Raw genomic sequence first — 21,358 nt, 5'->3', positions numbered from 1 at the left:
ATGCGTCCCCTCGTCGCCGTCATCGGTCGCCGGGCCACGACGGTCTCCGGCCTGCGCTTCACCGGGACCGTCGCCGCCGAGGCGATGTGCGAGGCGGTCTTCTCCGCGGGCGGGGAGCCTCTCGTGCTGCACGGGACCGTACGGCACGCGCCCGCCGAGCTCGCCGGGAGGCTCCGCCGCTTCGACGGGGTCGTCCTTCCCGGAGGCGGCGACCTCGGCCCGGAACGCTACGGCCAGGCCCGCGGGCCGGAGACCGAGCAGCCCGACGAGCTGCAGGACGACCTCGATCTGGCCGCCGCGGCGGCGGTGATCGCGCAGGGCATCCCCACGCTCGCCGTCTGCCGCGGGCTCCAGGTGCTCAACGTCGCCTGCGGCGGCACCCTGACCCAGCATCTCGACGAAGGGGCCATACCGCACCGGGACGCCCTGCACGAGGTCACGGCGGCGCCCGGGTCGCGGCTGCGGGGAGTCGTCGGCGCCGACGTGTTCCCCGTCTCCTCCTACCACCACCAGGCCGTCGACCGGCTCGGGCGCGGGCTGCGCGTCACCGCCCGGTCGGCCGACGGATGCGTCGAGGCCCTGGAGCACACCACGGCGGACGTGCTCGCCGTGCAGTGGCACCCGGAGGACCTGTTCGCGACCTCCGCGCAGGACGCCGCCCTGTTCGCCGACCTCATCGACCGAGCACGCAACCGGAAGGACGCCGCAGCATGACCACGATCACGGATGCCGAGGCTGCTCCGGTGGTGCGGAGGAGCGAGGTCGACCCCGGCCTGCCCCCGCCCGCGCGGCCCGGCGCCCACATCGCCGTCCTGGTCTCGCTCAACTTTCCCGACCTTACGGACCCGGTCGCGGACCTGGTCCGCCGGTTCACCCGTACGGCGTTGCGCACCCTCGTCGAGGCCGGCGCGACGTACGAGCTGTTCGACACCTCCGAACCGTCCTCGTCTCCCGAGCGGGCGGCGGAGGCCGACGGCGTCCTGCTGCTCGGCGGGGGCGACATCGACGGCGCGATGTACGGCTGTCCCGGCGTCACGGCCCCGAACTCCTACGGAGTCGACGCCCGCGCCGACCGGGACAGCGTCGCGGCCGTCCACGCCGCCGTCGCGGCAAGCCGGCCGGTGCTGGGGATCTGCCGGGGCTCGCAGCTGATCAACGTCGCCTTCGGCGGGACGATCCTGCCCGACATCGAGGACTACCGGCTGCACCGCGGGGGACCCGGGGAGCCCATGTTCCTCGACGAGCGTGTGAGCGTCATCGAGGGGACCCGGCTCATGGAGCTCACCGGCGGCCGCGACCTGGTGGTGCGGTCGGGCCACCACCAGGCGGTGGACCGGCTCGGCGACGGCCTGCGCGTCGCCGCCCGCGCCCAGGACGGGCTGGTCGAGGCGGTCGAGCACACCCGGCACTGGGTCGTGGGCGTCCAGTGGCACCCCGAGGACCCCGACGGGCCGCCGGCCGACCGGGACCGCCTCTTCCGCGGCTTCGTCGGCGCCGCGGCCCGCGCGGGCGTCCGTACCGGATCGGAGGAACGATCATGACCCGGCCGCTCGACGGCGTCCTGGTGGCCGACTTCAGCCGCGTGCTGGCCGGGCCGCTGTGCACGATGACCCTGGCCGACCTCGGCGCGACGGTGGTCAAGGTGGAGCGGCCCGGCGCCGGTGACGACACCCGCTCCTGGGGCCCGCCGTGGTCGGAGACGTCCTCGACCTACTTCGAGAGCGTCAACCGTTCCAAGCTGAGCGTGGCCCTCGATCTGGCCGACGAGGCGGACCTCGCCCTGGCCAGGGAGCTGGCCCGCCGCGCCGACGTGGTCATCGAGAACTTCAAGCCGGGCGCCCTGGACAGGAAGGGCCTCGGGTACGAGGACGTCGCGGCGGGCAACCCGGGCGTCGTCTACTGCTCGATCACCGGCTTCGGCGCGGGCGCGGGCGCGGACCGGCTGGGCTACGACTTCATCGTCCAGGCGCTGGGCGGGCTGATGTCGATCACCGGCGACGCCGGCGGTGAGCCCACCAAGGCGGGAGTCGCCCTGGTGGACGTGCTGACCGGCAAGGACGCGACCATCGGCGTCCTCGCCGCGCTGTCCGCCCGCGCGCGGACCGGCGCCGGCTGCCGGGTCGAGGTGAACCTGCTGTCCAGCCTGCTCGGCTCGCTGGTCAACCAGGCGCAGGGCTTCCTGGAGACCGGCCGCGCCCCCGGCCGCATGGGCAACCGGCACCCGTCCATCGCTCCGTACGAGACGCTGCGGTGCCGGGACGGGCTGCTCGCGGTGGCGTGTGGAAACGACGGCCAGTTCGCCCGGCTGGCGACGGTCCTCGGCGACCCCGGGCTCGCCCGCGACGAGCGCTTCGCCACGAACACCGCCCGGGTCGGCCATCGGGACGCGCTCGTCGCCGCGCTCGAAGCGCGTCTGGCCGCCGCGGACGCCGCGGACTGGGAGGCCCGGCTGACCGCCGCGCAGGTCCCCGCGGGCCGGGTCGGCGACATCGCCGAGGGATTCGCCCTGGCCGAGCGGCTCGGGCTCGGCCCGACCGTCTCACCCGGCCCCGATCACGCCCCGCAGGTGCGCCACGCGGTGACGTACTCGGCGGACCTGGTGCGTCCCGCCGGACCGCCGCCGCCTCTCGGAGCCCACGGGAGCGGCATCCGGGCCTGGCTCGCCTCCGGCTCCGCCTCGTTGTCCGACCTCGACCCCACCAGCACAGGACAGGTTTCATCATGACCAGCGCCCACCACAAGCCCCGCCCCACGCTCGACCCGATGGACCTCGCCGGCATCGACGACCTGCTCAGCGATGACGAGAAGGACGTTCGCGGCGCCGTACGCGAGGTGTGCGCCGCGCTGGTCGACCCGTACGTCGCCGAGTGGTTCGAGTCCGGGGACCTGCCGGGGATCCGCGAGCTGACGAAGGAGCTGGGCACCCTCGGCGTCCTCGGGATGCACCTGGACGGGTACGGCTGCGCCGGCATGAGCGCCGTCGCGTACGGGCTGGCCTGCCTCGAACTGGAGGCCAGCGACTCCGGCCTCCGTTCCCTGGTCTCCGTCCAGGGGTCGCTGGCGATGTTCGCGATCTGGCGGCACGGCTCCGAGGAGCAGAAGCGGGAGTGGCTGCCGCGGATGGCGGCGGGGGAGGCGATCGGCTGCTTCGGGCTGACCGAGCCCGACCACGGCTCGGACCCGGGGAGCATGCGCACCCGCGCGCGCCGCGACGGCACCGGCGACCGCGCCGACTGGATCCTCGACGGCGCGAAGATGTGGATCACCAACGGGTCCGTCGCCGACGTCGCCGTCGTGTGGGCCCAGACGGACGAGGGTGTGCGCGGGTTCGTCGTCCCGACCGGCACGCCGGGCTTCTCGGCGCCGCTGATCAAGCACAAGCTGTCGCTGCGCGCGTCGGTCACCAGCGAGCTCGTCCTTGACGGCGTCCGTCTCCCGCATGACGCGGTGTTCCCCGAGGTCCGCGGGCTCAAGGGGCCGCTGTCCTGCCTGAACGAGGCGCGCTACGGCATCCTCTGGGGTGCGATGGGCGCGGCGCGCAGCGCGTTCCAGGCGGCGTTGGAGTACTCCACGCAGCGCAGCCAGTTCGGCAGGCCGATCGGCGGCTTCCAGCTGACCCAGGCCAAGCTCGCCGACATGTGCGTGGAGCTCACCAACGGCACCCTGCTCGCGCTGCACCTCGGGCGGCGCAAGGACAGCGTCGGGTTGCGCCCCGAGCAGGTCAGCCTCGGCAAGCTCAACAACGTTAACAAGGCGCTGGAGATCTGCCGCACCGCACGCACCATCCTCGGAGCGAACGGGATCTCCCTGGAATACCCCGTGATCCGGCACATGAACAACCTGGAGTCCGTCCTGACCTACGAGGGCACTCCGGAGATGCACACCCTCATGATCGGCCAGGCGCTCACCGGCCACGCCGCCTTCCGCTGACAGCTTCTGGCGGGTGAGGGGCCGCGGTTCCGGAAACGCTGAGGGGGCGTGCCCATCAGGACACGCCCCCTCCGGCGATCGGTCATCGCGTGATCGGAAGGTCAGGGTCCGTACGCCTTGACCTCCAGGAGCCCGACGGAGGAGGAGCCGTTACCGGTGAGCAGCACCCGCAGCCGGGTGGTGCTCGTGGCGGTGAAGGTCACCGTGTTGTACTGGTTCTTCGTCAACGTGTACGAGCTCGCCCCGGGCATGTCGACGTAGGCACTGCCGTTCCAGTACTGCAACTTCCACGACGCGGGCATGTCGATGCCCTGGTCGTCGTCGAAGAAGTACACCTCGGCCTTGTTCAGGGTCCGCGCCGAGGACCAGGTCAGGTCCACCCACTGCTCGCCCGTCTGCGGCCAGCAGCCCCAGCGCGGGTTCACGGTGTCGTTGGACGACGGCGGGTCGATCCCGTCGTTGACCGCGGCGACGCTCTCCCAGGAGGAGGTGTAGGACGCCGACGGTGTCGCCGACTGCGCCAGGTTGCTCGGCGGCTGCACCCCGCCCCGGTTGTAGATCGTGATTTCGGTGAGGCCGGTCTTGGCCCCGGAGGCGTTGGTGGCGAGCACCCGCACCCGCTGCGCGCTGACGGCGGGGAACTGCACCACGTTGTAGTTCGCCCGTGGTGCCGAGGGCGTCTTGGCCTGGCTGGGCACGCTCACCCAGGAACCGCCGTTGTAGTACTGGATGTCGTACGCCGACGGAGCCCGGTACGTCGCGCTGGCCGGGCGGCTGTCCTTGAAGTGGAGGCGCACCTCATTGAGCGTGCGGGACGTGCCGAAGTTCACCTCGTACCAGTCCTGGCTGGTGCCGGTGCCGCCCCAGAACGGCTCGTTGATCGGGAAGCCGTCGGCCGCGCCGGCCACGCTGGTGCCGGATGCGGTGGAGGAGGCCGACACGGTCGCCCCCGCGGCGAGGTTGGTCAGGTCCGCGGTCAGGTCGACGCCCGCCTTGGCCAGCAGGTCCACCATCCGGGCGCCGCTGTGCACCACCTGGGTGGGGGACTGCAGCCCCGGCACGGCGGTGTTGTACGTGACGGTCCCGGTCGTGGTGACGGCGCCGGTGGCCGGGTCCCAGGTGAAGGGCACCAGCGAGCCGACAGTGGCGGCCCGGTTGCCGTTGATGTAGATCGAGTAGCCCTCCGGCACGCCGGGGTAGCGCACGATCCCGTCGGCCGGGTCGTCCCACACGATGGTCAGGTCGGCGTTGCGGTAGCGCAGGTTGTTGACGGTGAAGTGGGTCCACCCGATGTTGATCGGCGACAGCTCCACCTTCGCGTCGTTGCGCGGCCGCAGCCCGGCGACGTCCTCGATCACGGTCCAGTTGCTGCTGCCCAGGATGTTGTGGTGGATCCAGGAGCGGTAGGCGATGGACGAGCCGTTCCAGTCGGCCCAGAACTCGTTGGCGTCCGGCCACTGGGTGTTGCCGCCCACGTACTGCGCCCAGGCGTTCCAGTAGAGCAGCTTCTTGTAGTCGGTCGCGCTCATCCAGGCGTTGGGGTAGTTGCGCAGCACCGAGGAGTAGAGCCGGAACTGCACGGTCGAGTTGATGGTGGAGAAGTTGTTCGACCCCGGCGAGCCCGCCGCGGCCGCGGCCGCCTTGTCCACTTGGTTGGCGGTGTAGAAGGGGAAGATCGGATACTGGGCCGGGTCGTCGTACAGGCGCAGGGCCTGCCGGTACGTCGCGGTGGTGGGGACGGCGCCGACCGAGAACGGGTAGTAGTTGTTGATCTCCTTCCAGGGCACCCACTCGCCCGTCGACTTCAGCCGGTGCTCGAAGAGCTGCCGGTTGGGGTTCCACAACACGTCGACGATGGCGTTCTGGATCTGCGTCGCGAGTGTGCGCAGCTCGGTGGCCTTGGCGGTGTTGCCGATCGCCTCGTACGCCTGGGCGGCGGCGAGCGCGCCGCTGTACTGGTAGGCCGACTCGGCGCGGTCCATGTTGCCGCTCTTCCAGTGGAAGGAGACGGCGTCGGCGTCATTGCCGGTCAGGGCGCCCCAGTCGTACTCGATGAGCTTGTTGTTGTCGTGGTCGTAGTAGGAGAGCTGGCCCTTGACGTCCTGCTCGGCGTAGTGCGCCAGGTTGGCGGCGATCGCCGGCTGGCCGCCGTGGATCTGGTAGCTCTTCCACGCCGCCTCACCGATGTACTGGGTGTAGCTGTTCGACCAGTTCTCCGGATCGCCTGGATTGTCGAGGAAACGGCCGTTCTTGGAGATCTGGCCGACGCTGAGCCAGTCGCCGTACGCGTAGATCGGATTGCGCAGATACTTGAGGTCGTCGATGTGCATGGGCTGGGTGAGCGCGATGGCGTTGTTGTAGCCCAGCACGCCCTCGGTCGAGGTCGGGAACTGGAAGGTCTGCCCGGGGATGTCGGCGTCGAGGTTGTTGAAGCGCATCAGCCACCAGCGGTAGTAGATGTTCTTCTTGATCGCGGGCTCCGGCACGTCGATGTAGGGCACGTTCTGCGCCCACCACAGGTTGTACGCCCGCACGTGTGTGGCGAACGCGACCGCGTTGGTGTAGCCCGCGTAGGCGTTGTACTCCGTCAGCGAGTCGGGGATCTCGTTGGTGACGAAGCCCATCACCACTTTGGCCGTGACGGTCGCCCCCGCGGCGATCGTGACGGACCTGTTGAGACCGCCGCTGGAGACGGTGAAGCCGTCACCCGTGAGCCGCGGGTAGATCGTGGTGAGGTTGTTGTACGCGTTGACCTGGCCGGTGAGCTCGCTGCCGCTGCCGGACGTGGCGTACGGCGAGGTCACCCGCAGCTGCAGCGTCGTCGAGCCGGTACCACCGTTCGTGATCGACAGGTTGGTCACGGCGACGTTGTTGTTGGTGATGAACTTCGTCTGGTTCACCGTGATCGAGCCGCTGGTGTGCACGCTCTTCCAGTGACTGGGCGCCTGCCAGCGGGAGCCCACCTGCTCGGTGAAGGTGCCGGGGCTGATGGCCACGGCGTACGCGTTGGTGTTGCTGATGCTCTCCCAGTAGGCGACCTGGCCGCCGAAACCGATCGTGGCGGGATTGTGGGTCTTCATGAAGAGGGCCCGGCCACGGGACATGAGCCAGGTGCCCGCCGGGTCGTCGCCGGAGCGGGCGAGCAGCCGGTCCATCCAGAAGTCGGTGCCCGAGCTTTCGGCGTCGTAGATGGCCTGCATCATGCTTCCGGGCGTGTAGGAGCCGGGCGGGGCCGGGATCGCCGGGCCGCTGAACGTGGGGAATCCGATGGTCTGCGTGGCGTTCGCCGGAGCACCGGCGACGATTAACCCCGCGACGAGCAGCAGGGCCGTGAGGATTCGTCTCATCGAATCTCCTTGAGCGTGGAGACTTCCGCCCGGGGGCGGTGGAGGGAGCGCGGGACGGTTGTGAGAACGGGGGCCGCGCCGCTGGACGTCGGGGATTCCTACGCCTGGAAGGCCATCCACTCCAGCACGCCTGTCGAGAACCCGGACTTCGAGGTGATGTTCATCCGCAGCCGGGTCGTGCTGACCGCGGTGAACGTGGTGACGTTGTAGGTGTTGCCCGCCACGCCACAGGCCGACTGGCCGGGCACGTTGACGTAGGCGCTGCCGTTCCAGTACTGGACCTGGCAGGAGGCGGGCAGGTCGATGCCCAGGTCGTCGTCGAACCAGTAGGTGGCCACCCGGTCGATGTTCCGCGCGCTCGGCCACTGGTACTCGATCCACTCCGTGCCCTGGTGGTTCCAGTTGCCGTAGGCGCCGTGGGAGTGGTCGGCCGAACTCGTCGGGACGAACCCGTCCTTGATCGCGCCGAGGGTCTCCCACGAGGAGACGAAGGAGGTCGAGGCCGTGGCGCTCGACGCCAGGTTGGTGCCCGCCGGAGGCTGACCGCCCCCCGAACCGGTGGTCTGTACGACCTTCTGCATGGTGCCGTCGGCGTTCCAGTAGAGCTTGTCCAGCGTCACGGAGCGCCGGAAGTTGCCGCCGCCCGGGGCTCCCGCGTTGTGGTAGACCATGTACCACTGCCCGTTGAACTCGATGATCGCGGGGTGGTTGGTGGTCGAGCTGACCTGGTCGAGCACGACGCCACGCTGGGTCCACGGGCCGAGGGGGTTGCTCGCGGTGGCATAGCGGACGCAGGCGTAACCCGAGGCCGCGCAGCCTGAGTCGTTGGCCGCGTAGGCCAGGTAGTAGGTGCCGTTGCGCTTGAACATCCAGGGCGCCTCCCAGAAGTTCGTCACGCCGCTCGGGGTGATCACCGATCCGTTGATCGAGATCATGTCGGAGTTGAGCTTGGCGGCGCGCAGGCCGTAGTAGGAGCCCCAGTACATGTAGACCTGGCCGTCGTCGTCGGTGAAGACGGTCGGGTCGATGTTGAGCGGCGAGGAGCCCGGGGTGCTGTCGCTGATCAGCGGCCCGCCCTTGGCGTCGGTGAACGGGCCGAGCGGTGTGTCGCCGACCGCGACGCCGATGTCCATCCAGCCCGCGCCGTTGCCGTTGACCGGGACGTACCAGTAGTACTTGCCGTTGTGCGGTTCGACCTCGCCCGCCCAGGCGTCCGCGCCCGCCCAGGGGAAGGCCGACAGGGAGAGCTTGGCGCCCTGGTCGGTGAAGGTCGTCGCGTCGGTCGACGTGAACACGTGCCAGTCGCGCATGACGAAGTTGGTGCCACCGGCGGGCGCCTCGTCATGGCCGGTGTAGAGGTAGAGGGTGTCGCCGACGACCAGTGCGGCCGGGTCGGCGGTGTAGATCGCGGTGGTGATCGGCGCGGCGGCGGACGCCGGGCCGGTGGTGGCGAGGACGAGCAGGAGGGCTGCGGCGAGGGTGGTCACCCATCGTCGTCTCATGGGGGGCTCCTACGTAGAACCTAGCGATTGCTTGTGTTAGCGTTAACATTCGCCGCGCGGAGCGACGGCTGGGGATTCGGCGGAGACGGCGGCGGCCCCAAGGGGGCCGGTCGCGCCCGCTCATGCGCTGGTCTGCGGGAACGCTCGTACGGCACCGCGTCCAGGTGCCGGCCTGATCAACCTCTCATGATCTCCTCCTTCGCGGGTCCGAGGAGTGTTGAAACTCATATAAAAGGTTTTCGGAGAGAAACGCAATACAGAGAGGCCATGGATGATCGCGAGTGGGAGGCCTGCTCACCCTTCCTCGAATTCCCCCTGTACGCTGCGGAAACGCGCCGATGATTGATCGAATGGAGCGATCCCATCCGGAGGAAACGGTTTTCGACGGTGATCGGCTCGGCCCCCGGCGCCGCTCGGCTCAGAAGGAACTCCGCGGCGCCGTGGAGTCCCGGATGACGAGGCGGCAGGGCATGCGGTGAACGCCGGGTGTGGCCTTACCGTCGATGGCGGCGAACAGATGCTGCGCGGCCGTACGGCCCAGCGTCTCCAGGTTCATGTCGACCGTCGTCAGCGCCGGGCGCGTCTCGGTGGAGAGCACCTCCCAGTTGTCGTAGCCCACGACCGCGATGTCGTCGGGCACCCGGCGACCCCGCTCCCTGGCCGCCTCGATGAACCCGGCCGCGATCTGGTCGCTGCCGCAGAACACCGCGTCGACCTCCGGTTCGCTCATCAGCAGCATCTCGGCGGCGTGCCGTCCCCACCGCTGCGACCAGGCGCCTGACAGCGTCTCGCCCACCTGTGGGAGGCCGGCGTCCGCCAGCGCGAGCCGCAGGCCCTCCGCCCTGTCCCGCGCGGCCTTGTAGTCCGTCGGTCCGGTGATGTGCGCGATCCTGCGGCGCCCCATCGCGAGCAGGTGACGGGTGGCGAGCCCGGCGCCGTCCACGTCGTCGGGCACGAACGACACGTCGTCCGGGCTGTCGGACGCCGCGTACGCGTACACGACCGGGATCGGCAGGTCGCGGCTGATCGACGGGCGGGGATCGGTGCTCTCGCCCACCACTATGAGACCGTCCACCCGCCGGGACAGCAGGGTCCTGAGGTAGTGCTGCTCGCGGATGGCGTCGCCCCGGGCGTCGCAGAGCATCACCGCCATCTCGCCGGCGCCGAACGCGCCCTCGGCTCCCAGCAGCACGGGAATGCCGAACCTGCCCACGCTGTCACTGGTCAGCAGTCCCACCGTGCGGGTCTGACCGGACAGCAGCCCCCTGGCCAGCGCGTTCGGCTGGAAGGACAGCTCCTTGGCCGCGGCGAGCACCCGGCTCCGCGTCTCGGCTCGTACGTCGTCCTTGCCGTTGAGCGCCTTGGACGCGGTCGCGATCGACACTCCGGCCAGGGAGGCCACGTCGCCGATGGTCACCGCGCGCGAACGCCTACCCGCCATGTATCGAAATCCTTCTCGCTCGACTGATCAGCTGGTCCCAAGCATAAGTCATTGACAGTCCTAGAGGTTTCTTTTATGTTTCCGAAAACCTTTTATTCAGCGTGCGCCGCGGGGGAACGCCGGAAGGGGAGCGTCATGAATCCAGGTTCGTCCGTACGCCGTAGAGGCTGGGCGGCTCTGCTCGGCGTGTTAGCGCTAACAAGCATGTCCGCCTGCGGTGGCGGCGACAGCGGCGGCAAGGGGAACGAGCCGACGGGAGCCGGTGGGGACGCGGGTGTCACGATCAGCATGTGGACCCGCGCGGCCACACAGGCGCAGAGCGAGCGGCTGGTGGAGGCCTACAACAAGAGCCACAAGAACCAGGTGAAGCTGACCGTCATCCCGACGGACAACTACCAGCCGCGCATCGCGGCGGCGGCGGGAGCCAAGCAGCTGCCCGATGTGTTCGCGGCCGACGTGATCTTCGTGCCCAACTACACGTCGCAGGGCCTGTTCCTGGACATCACCGACCGCGTGAACGCCCTGCCGTACAAGGACAAGCTGGCGCCCTCGCACATGAAGCTGGGCACGCTGGACGGCAAGTCCTACACCCTCCCGCACACCCTCGACCTGTCGGTCTGGTTCTGGAACAAGGACCTGTACAAGAAGGCGGGGCTGGACCCGGAGAAGGGCCCGACGACGCTGAAGGAGTTCGCCCAGCAGGCCACCACGGTCCAGGAGAAGCTCGGCAAGGACGGCAAGGTCCACGGCACGTTCTTCGGCGGAAACTGCGGCGGCTGCTATGTCTTCACCTTCTGGCCGTCGGTCTGGGCGGCGGGTGGGCAGGTCATGAACGCGGACGGGACGGAGTCGCTGAACGACCGGTCGCCGATGACCGACGTCTTCTCCATCTACCGCGGGCTGTACGAGAAGGGCGCCACCGGCCCGACCGCCAAGGAGGAGCAGGGCCCGACCTGGACCGGCTTCTTCCCCAAGGGGGAGATCGGCGTCATGCCGATGCCGTCCACCACGCTCGGCTCCATGCCGGCGGACATGAAGATCGGCGTCGCGCCGATCGCCGGGCCCGACGGCGGCGAGTCCACGTTCGTGGGCGGTGACTCGGTCGGCATCTCCTCGACCACCGAGCACGCTGACGCGGCGTGGGAGTTCCTGTCCTGGACGGTCTCCGACGAGGCCCAGGTGGAGGTCATGGCCAAGAACAAGGACGTGCTCGCGCGCACCGACCTGGCCGACAACAAGTACTCGGCGGAGGACCCCCGAGTGGTGTTGATCAACTCGCTGGTGGGCAAGGGCCAGACGCCGTACGCGCTGCGGTTCGGCCAGACGTTCAACGATCCGCAGGGGCCGTGGCTGCGCCTGGCCCGCGAGGCGGTGTTCGGTGACACCGGAAAGGTCTCCCTGCTCAACACCGAGATCACCAAGTCGCTGCAGCAATGACGATGACGCTCACTCGTCCCGAAGGGAAGGCGGTGCGCGGCGCCGGCGCGCCGCCTTCCTGGTGGCGCACCCGCCGGGCACAGGGCTGGCTCTACGCGGCGCCGACCGCGCTGATCGTCTGCGTGCTGTTCGTGGCACCGCTGGCGCTGGTCGTCTGGATGTCGCTGAACCGGTGGCCGCTGCTGGGGGAGCCGCGGTTCAACGCGCCGGACAACTACACCAAGATCTCCGACAATCCGCTGTTCCTCGACGCGGTGACCTTCACGCTGAAGTACACCGTCATCACCACGATCCTGCTGTCGGCCCTCGCTCTCGGCCTGGCGCTGCTCGTGCAGGAGCGCAGGCCCGGCGTCGGGTTCTTCCGCACCGCGTTCTTCCTGCCCGGCGCGGTGGGCTTCGCCGCCGCCGCGCTGCTCTTCTACGGCATGCTGAACAACGACTTCGGCCCGATCGACCCGATGCTGCGCGCCCTGGGGATCACCGGCGAGCCGGTCAAGTGGATCGGCACGCCGAACATGGCGCTGTTCTCCACGATCGCGCTGGTGCTGTGGCGGTTCGCCGGGTTCAACATGCTCATCCTGCTCACCGGCCTGCAGTCCATCCCGATCGCGGTGTACGAGGCGGCCAGGACGGACGGCGCCACCCGGTGGCAGGTCTTCACCAAGATCACGCTGCCGCTGCTGCGTCCGACGCTCGCGCTCATGCTCATCCTCAGCGTCACCGGCTCGCTGCTCGCCTTCGACCAGTTCTTCATCTTCACCAACGGCGGGCCGGACAACAGCACCGTCTCGATGGTGATGGTCGTCTACCGGGACGCGTTCTTCCGCTTCGACCTCGGCGGCGCGGCGGCGCTGTCGGTCGTGCTGCTGATCGCCCTGGTCGTGCTCAACGTCCTGCAGATGCGGGTGCTGAGGAGATCGAAATGAGGTACTACACCACGATGTCGGCCCTGGCCGTGCTGTTCCTGTTCCCCCTGGTGTGGAGCGGCTGGTCGTCCCTGGAGGACCCGGGCAACTACGTCGAGATGGCCCGCTTCGGCGAGGGCGTCGGCGTCTACCTGACCAACAGCGTGCTCGTCTCGGTGATGACCGTCGCCGGGACGCTCGCGGTCTCCGCCCTCGGCGGCTACGCCTTCGCCCGGTTCGACTTCCCGGGCAAGAATCTGCTGTTCCTGACCACGCTGGCGATCCTGATGGTGCCGTACGCGACCATCCTGATCCCTCTCTACGTGCTGCTCGGCTACATCGGCCTGCAGAATTCGCTGGTCGGGCTGGCGCTGGTCTTCGTGATGTTCCAGCTCCCGTTCGCGTTGTTCATGATGCGCAACGCCTTCGAGGCGATCCCGAAGGAGCTGGAGGAGGCCGCGCTCGTTGACGGCTGCGGCACTTTCCGGGCCTTCTCCCGCATCCTGCTCCGCGCGGTGCGGCCGGCCCTGATCACCGTGGGGCTCTTCGCGTTCCTCGCGTCGTGGAACGACTTCTTCGCGCCGCTCATCCTGCTCAACGACGGCGCCAGCTTCACGCTCCCGGTGGCCGTGGTCAGCATGACCCAGCGCACGTTCGGCGCCATCGACTACGGCATGTTGCAGGCCGGCGTCATGGTCATGGCCGTGCCCTGCCTGATCCTCTTCGTCGTCCTGCAGCGCCACTATGTGCGCGGATTCATGTCTGGAGCTCTGCGTGGCTAGTCCCGTCCTGCCCTCGTCGGGTGTGCTGTCCCCCCTCGGACTCGACGCCGTACGGCTCGCGCCCGGGTTCTGGGGCGACCGTGCGACGCTCAACCGCGAGGTCATCATCGCCCACTGCCAGGAGTGGATGGAGAAGGAAGGCTGGATCGGCAACTTCCGGGGCGAGCGCCCCCGGCGGGGGCGGGAGTTCAGCGACTCGGAGATCTACAAGATGCTGGAGGCGATGGCCTGGGCGGACCATCCGGGGTTGGCGGAGCTGGCCGACACCGTCGCCGCCGCCCAGGAGGAGGACGGATACCTCAACACCCGGTGGAGCGGAGACCGGTACACCGACTTCGAGTGGGGGCACGAGCTGTACTGCTACGGCCACCTGATCCAGGCCGGGGTCGCCCGGCTGCGGATGCACGGCGAGGACCGGCTGACCGATGTGGTCCGGCGGGCGGCCGACCACATCTGCGGCCGTTTCATGGACACCACCGAGACCTGCGGGCATCCGGTGGTGGAGATGGCCCTGGTCGAGCTGTACCGGGCGACGGGCACGGAACGCTACCTGGAGATGGCCCAGCGGTTCGTCGAGCGCCGCGGCCTGCCCGCGCTCGGCGACATCACGTTCGGTCGCGCGTACTTCCAGGACGACCTGCCGGTGCGCCGGGCGGAGGTGTTCCGCGGCCATGCCGTGCGCGCCGTCTACCTCGCTTCGGGAGCGGTAGACGTCGCGGTGGAGACCGGGGACACCGAGCTGCTCAAGGCGATCGAGGCCCAGTGGGAGCGCACCATCGCCAGGCGCGTCCACCTGACCGGAGGGCTGGGGTCGCGCCACTCCGACGAGGCGTTCGGCGACGACTACGAGCTGCCGCCGGACCGGGCCTACGCCGAGACCTGCGCGGGCATCGGCTCGATCATGCTCGCGCACCGGCTGCTGCTGGCCACCGGTGACGTCCGCTATGCCGACCTGGCGGAACGGACCATGTACAACGTGCTGGCCACGTCCCCCGCGCTCGACGGCCGCTCGTTCTTCTATTCCAACCCGCTGCAGGTCAGGGTGCCCGCCGCACCGCCCGAGGGGGTCAACCTCGGGTCCAGCGGAGGGCTGCGCTCGCCGTGGTTCTCCGTGTCGTGCTGCCCGAACAACATCGCCCGCACGCTGGCGTCGCTGCCCGCGTACGTCGCGACGTCCGACGCGGCGGGGGTCCAGATCCACCATTACGGGACGGGCGAGATCCGCCACGGCGGGCTCGTCCTCGATGTCGAGACGCGCTATCCGTGGTCGGGCGAGGTGACGGTCCGCGTGGTGGAGGGCGGTGACGGGCGGATCTCGCTTCGGGTGCCGCCGTGGGCGACCGGCGCGACGATCACCCACAGGGCACCCGGCGAGTCCGCGACCGCGACCGGGCCCGGCGGGGACGCGCGGGTCTCTCGCGAGGTGGAGCCCGGGTACGCGGTCGTCGAGGGCGCATGGCGGACCGGTGACGAGATCCGGCTGGACCTGCCGATGGCGTCCAGGTGGACCCTGCCCGACCGTCGGATCGACGCGCTCCGCGGCAGTGCCGCGGTCGAGCGTGGACCGTTGGTCTACTGCGCCGAGTCCGTGGCCGGCGAGCCCTCGCTGGCCGACGTCTCCGTACGCCCGTCGACCGGGCACGCCGGGCACGCCGGGCACACAGAGCGGGTCGTGGACGGCGTCGTCGAGATCGACGTCGAGGTGATGCTGACGGAGCAGGGCTCGGACGCCTGGCCGTACGGCAGCCCGCGCGGTGCCGCGCCTGAACCCGCTGTCGCGGACGTGGACGCCGACCCTCAGGACGGCACGGCGGCCGCGGGCACCGCGAAGGCGGTCCTGCGGCTGGTGCCGTACCACCGATGGGGCAACCGCGGTCCCGCCGCCATGCGCGTCTGGCTGCCTGTGTCCGACTGACCCGCCTTACCCGCCAGAACGCCCCGGGACCGGCCGGCGACCTGATCCGGGCCGGTCGCCGATATTCGCGGTCCGGCCACGTAGTGAAAGGAGCAGCCCGGTGGGATCGATCCGGGACCAGCGCGCGCCGGTCATGGCCGATGTGGCCAGGGAGGCCGGCGTGTCGCACCAGACGGTCTCGCGTGTGCTCAACGCTCACCCCAGCGTGCGCGGTGAGACCCGCGCCCGGGTGCTGGCCGCGATCGACAAGCTCGGCTACCGGCGCAACCCGGCGGCGCGGGCGCTGGTCACCAGGAACTCGCGGACGTTCGGCGTGGTCAGCGTCGACACCACGTTGTACGGCCCGGCCAGCACGGTCTACGGCATCGAGCGGGCGGCCAGGTCGGCCGGATACTTCGTCAGCATCGTCAATCTCACCTCCGTCGACACGACCGGCATGCGCGACGCCCTGGACTTTCTGGCCGACCAGGGTGTCGACGGCGTCATCGTGCTCGCGCCGCAGCGCTCGGCCGCGCAGGCGCTGACCGACCTGCCGATCGGCATCCCCGCGGTCGTGATCGAGGGCGGTCAGGCCGGTGACGTGTCCGTCGTCTGCGTCGACCAGGTCGCGGGCGGCAGGCTCGCCACCGAGCACCTGCTCTCGCTCGGGTACGAGACGGTCTGGCACGTGCGCGGTCCGTCCGACTGGCTGGAGGCCGAGGGGCGGATGGCCGGATGGCGGACCGCGATCGAGGACGCGGGCCTGGAGGCGCCGGAACCGCTCGCCGGAGACTGGAGCCCCCACTCGGGTTACGAGGCGGGGGCCGCCCTGGCGCGCGAGCCGGACGTCACCGCGGTTTTCGTCGCCAACGACCAGATGGCCCTCGGCGTGCTGCGGGCGTTCAGCGAGCGCGGGATCAGGGTGCCCGAGCAGGTGAGCGTGGTCGGGTTCGACGACATCCCCGAGTCGGCGTTCTTCTCGCCTCCGCTCACCACCGTGCGGCAGGACTTCGGCGCGGTGGGCAGGCGCAGCATCGAGATCCTGCTGCGGCGGATCGAGGGAGAGGGCCCGGGCGAGCGGCTCGTGGTGCCGCCGTCGTTCGTTCATCGGAACAGCACGGCCCGCCCTCGCCCGCCGGTGTGAGTCTCTCGGCCCGCCGATGGCCACGCCGCCGGACCCGCACCGGCAGGATGAGACTTCTCCCCGGGCCGCCCGGCGACGCTGCTCGCGTCACCGGGCAGAATGAGCGGATGTCCCGACGCAGCGCACGCTCCCAGTCCCGTCCCGCTCCCGCCTCCTCCTGCCCCTGCGGGGCGGCGGCGCCGTACCGCGACTGCTGCGGACGGCTGCACCGGGGAGAGGCGGCCGCGACGACCGCGGAGGCGCTGATGCGGTCGAGGTTCAGTGCCTTCAGCGTCGGAGACGCCGACTACCTCCTGCGCACCTGGCACCCGTCGACCCGTCCGGAGCGCGTCGACCTCGGCCGCGGGACACGGTGGACGCGCCTGGAGATCTTGGAGACCACGGGCGGCAGCGCCATCCACACCGAGGGCACGGTGCGGTTCCGCGCCCACTACATCGACCATGGAATACCGGGCGAGATGGAGGAGCACAGTCGCTTCGTCCGGCACGCCGGCGCCTGGACGTACGCCGGAGCGATCTGACCGGCCACTGGGCGCGCGGCGTGCGAGGTCGAGGGAGTTCGCGTCGCGGGCGGCCGAGGCCGATCGGCGAGCCCCGGAATCGTCACCGCTCTGTCAGCCGTCGCCTTCGCCGCGCGCGGCGAGCGCCTCGCCCAGCTCGTCGGCGTGCCGCAGCGTCCTGACCAGGAACGGCACCGCGAACGCGGTCACCGAACGCTCCGCGCCACGTGCCTTGGCGGCCTCCCGTACCTCGGCGGCGACTCCGGACAGCGTGGCCACGGCCTGCAGGGTGAGCCCGATGAGCAGTCCGATCCGGTCCGGCCGGACCCCGAACCGGGCGAGCGGCCGCAGCGCGCGCTCCACCGCGGACACCACGTCGTCCACCCTGGTGGTGATGGTGAAGAGGTTCGCGGCGGCCAACGCGGCCACGATCCGCAGGCACACCACCAGCGCCTGCTCCGCGCCGAGCAGCCACCACTGCAGCGCGAACACGAACACCGCCAGCGGCCCGAGCGTACGGGCGAGCTGCCCGCAGCGCCGGAGCGAGACCCGTGCCACCGCGTACCCGAGGAGTACGGCGGCGCAGATCCCGCCGAGCCAGATCGGCGACCGTAGGACGAACACCACCGCGGCCAGTCCGAGAAGGACCAGGAACTTCGCGCCGGCAGGGGTCCGGTGCAGCGGGCTCGACCCCGGCTCGTACCACCCGCCGATCATCATGTGACGAGCGACCGGTAGTGGCGCAGCGCGGGCTCCGGCTCGTCGTCGGCCACGACGCGGCCGCCGTCGAGCACGATGACGCGGTCGAACGCGCCGAGCAGGTCGAGGTCGTGCGTGACCAGGACGACCTGCTGCTTCAACCCGGCGAGCAGGTCGACGAACCGCCGCTTGTTGCGCAGGTCGAGCAACGTCGTCGGCTCGTCGCAGACCAGCACGTCAGGGTCGAGCACGAGCATCGCGCACAGCGCGAGCAGCTGCTTCTGGCCGCCGGACAGCTGGTGCGCGGGATGGTCGGCGTAACCGCCCAGCCCGTATTCGGCCAGCACCTCGGCCGCCCGCTCGGCGCGCTCCTTCCTCGACAGGCCGCCGCGCCGCAGCGAGAACGCCACGTCCTCGCCCGCGGTCGGCATCACGATCTGGCTGTCCGGGTTGGTGAAGACGAACCCGACCCGGCGTCGTACGGCACGGCCGTCACGGCTCGGGTCGAGCCCGTCCACGAGTACGCGCCCGGTGGTGGGCTGGACCAGTCCGTTGATCATGCGGGCCAGGGTGGACTTGCCGGAGCCGTTCGCACCGACGAAGGCCACCCGCCGCTCGGGCAGCCGAAGGTCCACATCCGACAGCACGACCCGCTCGCCGTAGTGGTGCCCGACACCCTCGAACTCGATCACGACACCGCCTCCCAGGCTGTCGCCACGCCGACGCCGCCGCCCGCGGACAGCGCGGCGAGACCGGAGCCGGAGCCGCGGAGCCGTACCAGCGTGGCGAACAGCCGGACCACCAGCACGGCGCCCGACGCTCCCCACGGATGCCCCAGCGCTATCGCGCCGCCGTCGGGGCTGACCGTGTGCTCGTCGATGCCGGCGCCGTCGAGGCAGGCGAGCGTCTGCCCGGCGAACGCCTCGTTGAACTCGACCACGTCCGGTGTGCGGTCGAGCACCGATCGCATCGCCGGCACCGCGCCGAGGCCGAGCCGGTTCGGGTCGACGGCCGAGGTGGCCGAGGAGAGCAGCCGCAGGCCGGGCAGTCCGTGCCGGCGGCGCAGTGTCTCGTTCACCAGCAGCACGGCCGCCGCGCCGTCGCTGATCCCGCACGAGTTGGCCGCGGTGGCGGTGCCGTCCGAGGTGAAGGCGGGCGGGAACCTGGCCAGCCGTTCCATGGTGAACCCGGCGCGGGGCCGTTCGTCCCGCTCGACGCCGCCGATCGGCACGAGTTCGGCGGCGAACCGGCCGGTGAGCTGCGCCCGCACCGCCCGGGTGTGGCTGCGTACGGCGAAGGCGTCCTGCCGTTCCCGGGAGATCCCGGCCTCGGCGGCGACGAGGTCTGCGGCCGGGCCCATGTCCGGGTCGCCGATCTCGGCGGGCGCGAACGGTGCCCGCGTGTAGTAGCGCGGCGGTTCCCCCGCCCCCTCCGGGCGCCACGCGCGCAGCGGCGCGGTCGAGGCGCTCTCCACCCCTCCGGCGAGGTACGCCTCGCCCTCCCCGGCGCGGATCATCGCGGCGGCCAGCGTGATCGCGGCCAGGCCGCTGGCGCACTGCCGGTCGATCGTCACCCCCGGCACGCTGTCGGGGAGACCGGCGCGCAGCGCCGCGATCCTGGCCGGGTTGCCGCCCGGCCCGAAGACGTTGCCGAGCAGGACGTCGTCCACCGAGTCCAGCCCGGCGTCGTCGAGCACGCCCCGCAGCACCGGTGCGGCGAGTTCGTCGACGGTGAAGTGGCGCAGCGCGCCGCCCGCGTTGCCGATCGGGGTCCGCCTTGCCGCCACGACGACCGGTGTCAGGTCGGCGTTCACCGCATCGGCTCCGCGGCGAGCGTGCCGTCCCGCAACTGCTCGGCGACGGTGGCGCGGGCGGGCTTGCCCGAGGCGGTTCTGGGCAGCGCCTCGGTCGCCAGCCAGCGGCGTGGCCGTTTGCCGGGTTCGAGACCGGCCCGCGCCGCCGCGCGGAGTTCACGTAGCGTGGGCGGGCCGTCCGCGGTGGTCTCGATCACGGCGGTCACGATCGCGCCGAGCGTCGGATGCGGCGTTCCGGTGACCAGCACGTCAGTCACCGCGGGTACGGTGCGCAGCACCGCCTCGACCTCTTCCGCGGCCACCAGCTTGCCGCCGCTGGACACGACCGCCCCGGCCCGGCCCCGTACGGTCAGGGCGCCGGTGCCGTCCAGCTCGACCTGGTCGCCCACGGTGGACCACTCGTCTTCGGCCGGGTGGAGCGTGCCGCCGCGAAGCCGGCCGCTGAACGCCAGTGGCGAACTGACCCACAGCAGGCCGTCCCGGCTGTCGAGCCGTACGCCGGGGACGGGGCGCAGGCCGTCCGTGCCGCGCCGCAGAGCGATCAGCGAGTGCTCGGCCGAGCCGTAGTACTCGATCAGTTCGGCTCCGGGCAGCAGCCGGGCGAAGCGCTCACGCGTGTCGCCGCCGAGGTGCGCGCCGCCGCAGACGACCGTCCGCAGGGCGCAACCCTCCCGCAAATCGGGCCTCCGCTCCAGTACGGCGAGCAGCCCCGCCAGCATGGCGGGGACCAGGTGGACGGTGGCGGCCCGCTGTGCGGCCAGAGCGGCGCTCTCCGGCTCCCAGCACGACAGCGACTGGACCCCGTGTCCGCACCACAGAGCGTGAAGGGCGCCGAACAGGAACAGCGACGAGCTGAGCGGGCCGGGGATCAGCACCGGGCCGGGAAGCGGGCCGAGCGCGGCGAAGCTGCGCAGCCACGACCGGCGGGTACGGATCAGGACCTTGGGCCGTGCGCTGCTGCCCGAGGTGGTCGGCAGGTAGAAGAAGGTGCCGTCGTCCCCGGCCGGCGCGACGCCGACGTCCCCGACGTTCCCGGTATCCCCGGCGTCCCGGGCGGACGCGCACGCGACGGATTCCGGGAAGGTTTCCGGGAGGGGTTTCGTGACGCCGGTGACGACCAGGTCCGGGCGCGCGTCCGCGAGAACCGCGTCACGCTCACGTGGCGTCCACGTGGGCTCGGCCACCAGGCAGGCCGCGCCGAGCAGATCCGCGCCGAGAAACCAGGGCAGCGGGTCGGGTGAGTCCACCGCCACACGCGACCCCTCGGCGATCCGGTGCGCGGCCAGCCACCGGGCGGCCCCGTGTGCCCGCGCGAGCAGATCGGCGGGTACCGCACCGGGGCCGACGATCGGCGGTATGGCGAGCGTCATGCGGACCGTTCGGCCGATCCCGCCAGCCGGCCGGGCAGGGCGCGGTGCAGTACGGCGGCGATCAGCGCGGCGGCCACCACCTTGGCGATGTCCCCGGGCAGGAACACCAGCGACTGGACCGCGGCGGCCGGCAGGTCACCGGTGTACACGCCGAGGAACGGGACGCCGATCAGATAGTCGGCGACCAGCCCGGCCGCGTTGGCGAGCAGCAGCACCGGCAGCCGCGGACGCTTCGCCCGAGCCACGATCAGACCGGTGACCAGGGCGGAGAGAATCCATCCCAGCAGAAACCCGCCGCTCGGGCCCACGAAGGGGCCGACGCCGCCCCGCCCGCCGGACAGGAGCGGCAGGCCGATCGCGGTCAGTGCCAGGAACAGCACGACGGACATGGCGCCACGGCGGGGGCCCAGGATGCCGCCGGCCAGCAGTGGCCCGGCGTTCTGCAGCACGATGGGCACGCCGGAGCCACCGACGTAGAGCCCGGGAAAGATTCCAAGCACCGCGATGAAGGCCGCGAAGACGACCGTCTGGGCTAGGCCGGTGGCAGGGAGGGGGGCACGGGAACCTGACACAGCAGACACGATATCCCCCGGT

At 70.8% G+C, this 21,358-nt stretch carries 18 protein-coding genes; 10 read left to right on the top strand and 8 right to left on the bottom strand.

Annotated elements, in window-relative coordinates; genetic code table 11:
- The 4 genes from IMZ11_RS04525 to IMZ11_RS04510 are packed head-to-tail and all read left to right on the top strand — an operon-like array spanning position 1 to position 3,930.
- On the top strand, positions 1-714 hold the full coding sequence (locus IMZ11_RS04525; protein WP_228637753.1) for a gamma-glutamyl-gamma-aminobutyrate hydrolase family protein: 714 nt from the start codon (positions 1-3) through the stop codon (positions 712-714).
- Entirely contained in the window at positions 711-1,541 is an 831-nt protein-coding gene (locus IMZ11_RS04520; protein WP_228637751.1) for a gamma-glutamyl-gamma-aminobutyrate hydrolase family protein, read from the top strand. Before IMZ11_RS04525 ends, IMZ11_RS04520 begins: the two co-directional genes overlap by 4 nt.
- Positions 1,538-2,725, top strand: coding sequence for a CaiB/BaiF CoA-transferase family protein (locus tag IMZ11_RS04515; RefSeq protein WP_228637749.1), 1,188 nt, complete (start codon positions 1,538-1,540; stop codon positions 2,723-2,725). The genes IMZ11_RS04520 and IMZ11_RS04515 overlap by 4 nt, the downstream gene beginning before the upstream one ends.
- Positions 2,722-3,930 (top strand): acyl-CoA dehydrogenase family protein, encoded by a 1,209-nt coding sequence (locus IMZ11_RS04510; protein ID WP_228637747.1) that lies wholly within the window; start codon positions 2,722-2,724, stop codon positions 3,928-3,930. Before IMZ11_RS04515 ends, IMZ11_RS04510 begins: the two co-directional genes overlap by 4 nt.
- Before the next feature lie 101 nt (positions 3,931-4,031).
- Here IMZ11_RS04510 and IMZ11_RS04505 read toward each other — a convergent pair whose 3' ends face one another.
- From IMZ11_RS04505 to IMZ11_RS04495, 3 genes are all read right to left on the bottom strand, one after another.
- Entirely contained in the window at positions 4,032-7,277 is a 3,246-nt protein-coding gene (locus IMZ11_RS04505) for a hypothetical protein (RefSeq protein WP_228637745.1), read from the bottom strand.
- 98 nt (positions 7,278-7,375) lie between these two features.
- On the bottom strand, positions 7,376-8,779 hold the full coding sequence (locus IMZ11_RS04500; RefSeq protein WP_228637743.1) for a glycoside hydrolase family 43 protein: 1,404 nt from the start codon (positions 8,777-8,779) through the stop codon (positions 7,376-7,378).
- A gap of 418 nt (positions 8,780-9,197) precedes the next feature.
- Complete coding sequence (locus IMZ11_RS04495; RefSeq protein ID WP_228637741.1) at positions 9,198-10,220, bottom strand: LacI family DNA-binding transcriptional regulator; 1,023 nt, start codon at positions 10,218-10,220, stop codon at positions 9,198-9,200.
- Positions 10,221-10,424: 204 nt separating this feature from the next.
- On the opposite strand from IMZ11_RS04495, the gene IMZ11_RS04490 reads away from it, so the two are divergent.
- From IMZ11_RS04490 to IMZ11_RS04465, 6 genes are all read left to right on the top strand, one after another.
- The gene (locus IMZ11_RS04490) at positions 10,425-11,657 is read left to right on the top strand and encodes an ABC transporter substrate-binding protein (protein WP_228637739.1); all 1,233 of its coding nucleotides are present in this window, start codon (positions 10,425-10,427) and stop codon (positions 11,655-11,657) included.
- 2 nt (positions 11,658-11,659) lie between these two features.
- Complete coding sequence (locus tag IMZ11_RS04485) at positions 11,660-12,583, top strand: carbohydrate ABC transporter permease (protein ID WP_228637737.1); 924 nt, start codon at positions 11,660-11,662, stop codon at positions 12,581-12,583.
- The gene (locus IMZ11_RS04480; protein WP_228637735.1) at positions 12,580-13,344 is read left to right on the top strand and encodes a carbohydrate ABC transporter permease; all 765 of its coding nucleotides are present in this window, start codon (positions 12,580-12,582) and stop codon (positions 13,342-13,344) included. The genes IMZ11_RS04485 and IMZ11_RS04480 overlap by 4 nt, the downstream gene beginning before the upstream one ends.
- Complete coding sequence (locus IMZ11_RS04475) at positions 13,337-15,259, top strand: beta-L-arabinofuranosidase domain-containing protein (protein WP_228637733.1); 1,923 nt, start codon at positions 13,337-13,339, stop codon at positions 15,257-15,259. The genes IMZ11_RS04480 and IMZ11_RS04475 overlap by 8 nt, the downstream gene beginning before the upstream one ends.
- A gap of 133 nt (positions 15,260-15,392) precedes the next feature.
- Positions 15,393-16,382: a LacI family DNA-binding transcriptional regulator gene (locus tag IMZ11_RS04470; protein WP_228637826.1), complete on the top strand. Its 990-nt coding sequence runs from the start codon at positions 15,393-15,395 to the stop codon at positions 16,380-16,382.
- 107 nt (positions 16,383-16,489) lie between these two features.
- Positions 16,490-16,903 (top strand): YchJ family protein, encoded by a 414-nt coding sequence (locus IMZ11_RS04465; protein ID WP_228637732.1) that lies wholly within the window; start codon positions 16,490-16,492, stop codon positions 16,901-16,903.
- Between the two features lie 93 nt (positions 16,904-16,996).
- On the opposite strand, the gene IMZ11_RS04460 is transcribed toward IMZ11_RS04465, so the two are convergent.
- From IMZ11_RS04460 to IMZ11_RS04440, 5 genes are read right to left on the bottom strand one after another with little or no spacing between them, the layout of a single operon-like run.
- Positions 16,997-17,602, bottom strand: a complete 606-nt coding sequence (locus IMZ11_RS04460) for an energy-coupling factor transporter transmembrane protein EcfT (RefSeq protein ID WP_228637731.1) — start codon at positions 17,600-17,602, stop codon at positions 16,997-16,999.
- Entirely contained in the window at positions 17,599-18,273 is a 675-nt protein-coding gene (locus IMZ11_RS04455; protein WP_228637729.1) for an energy-coupling factor ABC transporter ATP-binding protein, read from the bottom strand. The genes IMZ11_RS04460 and IMZ11_RS04455 overlap by 4 nt, the downstream gene beginning before the upstream one ends.
- Entirely contained in the window at positions 18,270-19,394 is a 1,125-nt protein-coding gene (locus IMZ11_RS04450) for a thiolase family protein (RefSeq protein ID WP_228637727.1), read from the bottom strand. Before IMZ11_RS04450 ends, IMZ11_RS04455 begins: the two co-directional genes overlap by 4 nt.
- A complete protein-coding gene (locus IMZ11_RS04445) occupies positions 19,391-20,764 on the bottom strand; it encodes an AMP-binding protein (protein ID WP_228637725.1) in 1,374 nt (457 codons plus the stop codon). Before IMZ11_RS04445 ends, IMZ11_RS04450 begins: the two co-directional genes overlap by 4 nt.
- Positions 20,761-21,336: a biotin transporter BioY gene (locus IMZ11_RS04440; protein ID WP_228637724.1), complete on the bottom strand. Its 576-nt coding sequence runs from the start codon at positions 21,334-21,336 to the stop codon at positions 20,761-20,763. Before IMZ11_RS04440 ends, IMZ11_RS04445 begins: the two co-directional genes overlap by 4 nt.
- Positions 21,337-21,358 lie beyond the last annotated feature (22 nt).

Origin of the sequence: Microtetraspora sp. AC03309 (assembly GCF_020826795.1) — a bacterium.
GTDB lineage: Bacteria > Actinomycetota > Actinomycetes > Streptosporangiales > Streptosporangiaceae > Microtetraspora > Microtetraspora glauca.
The sequence above is the reverse complement of the archived record's forward strand: the minus strand, read 5'-3'. Positions and strand labels throughout refer to the sequence as shown.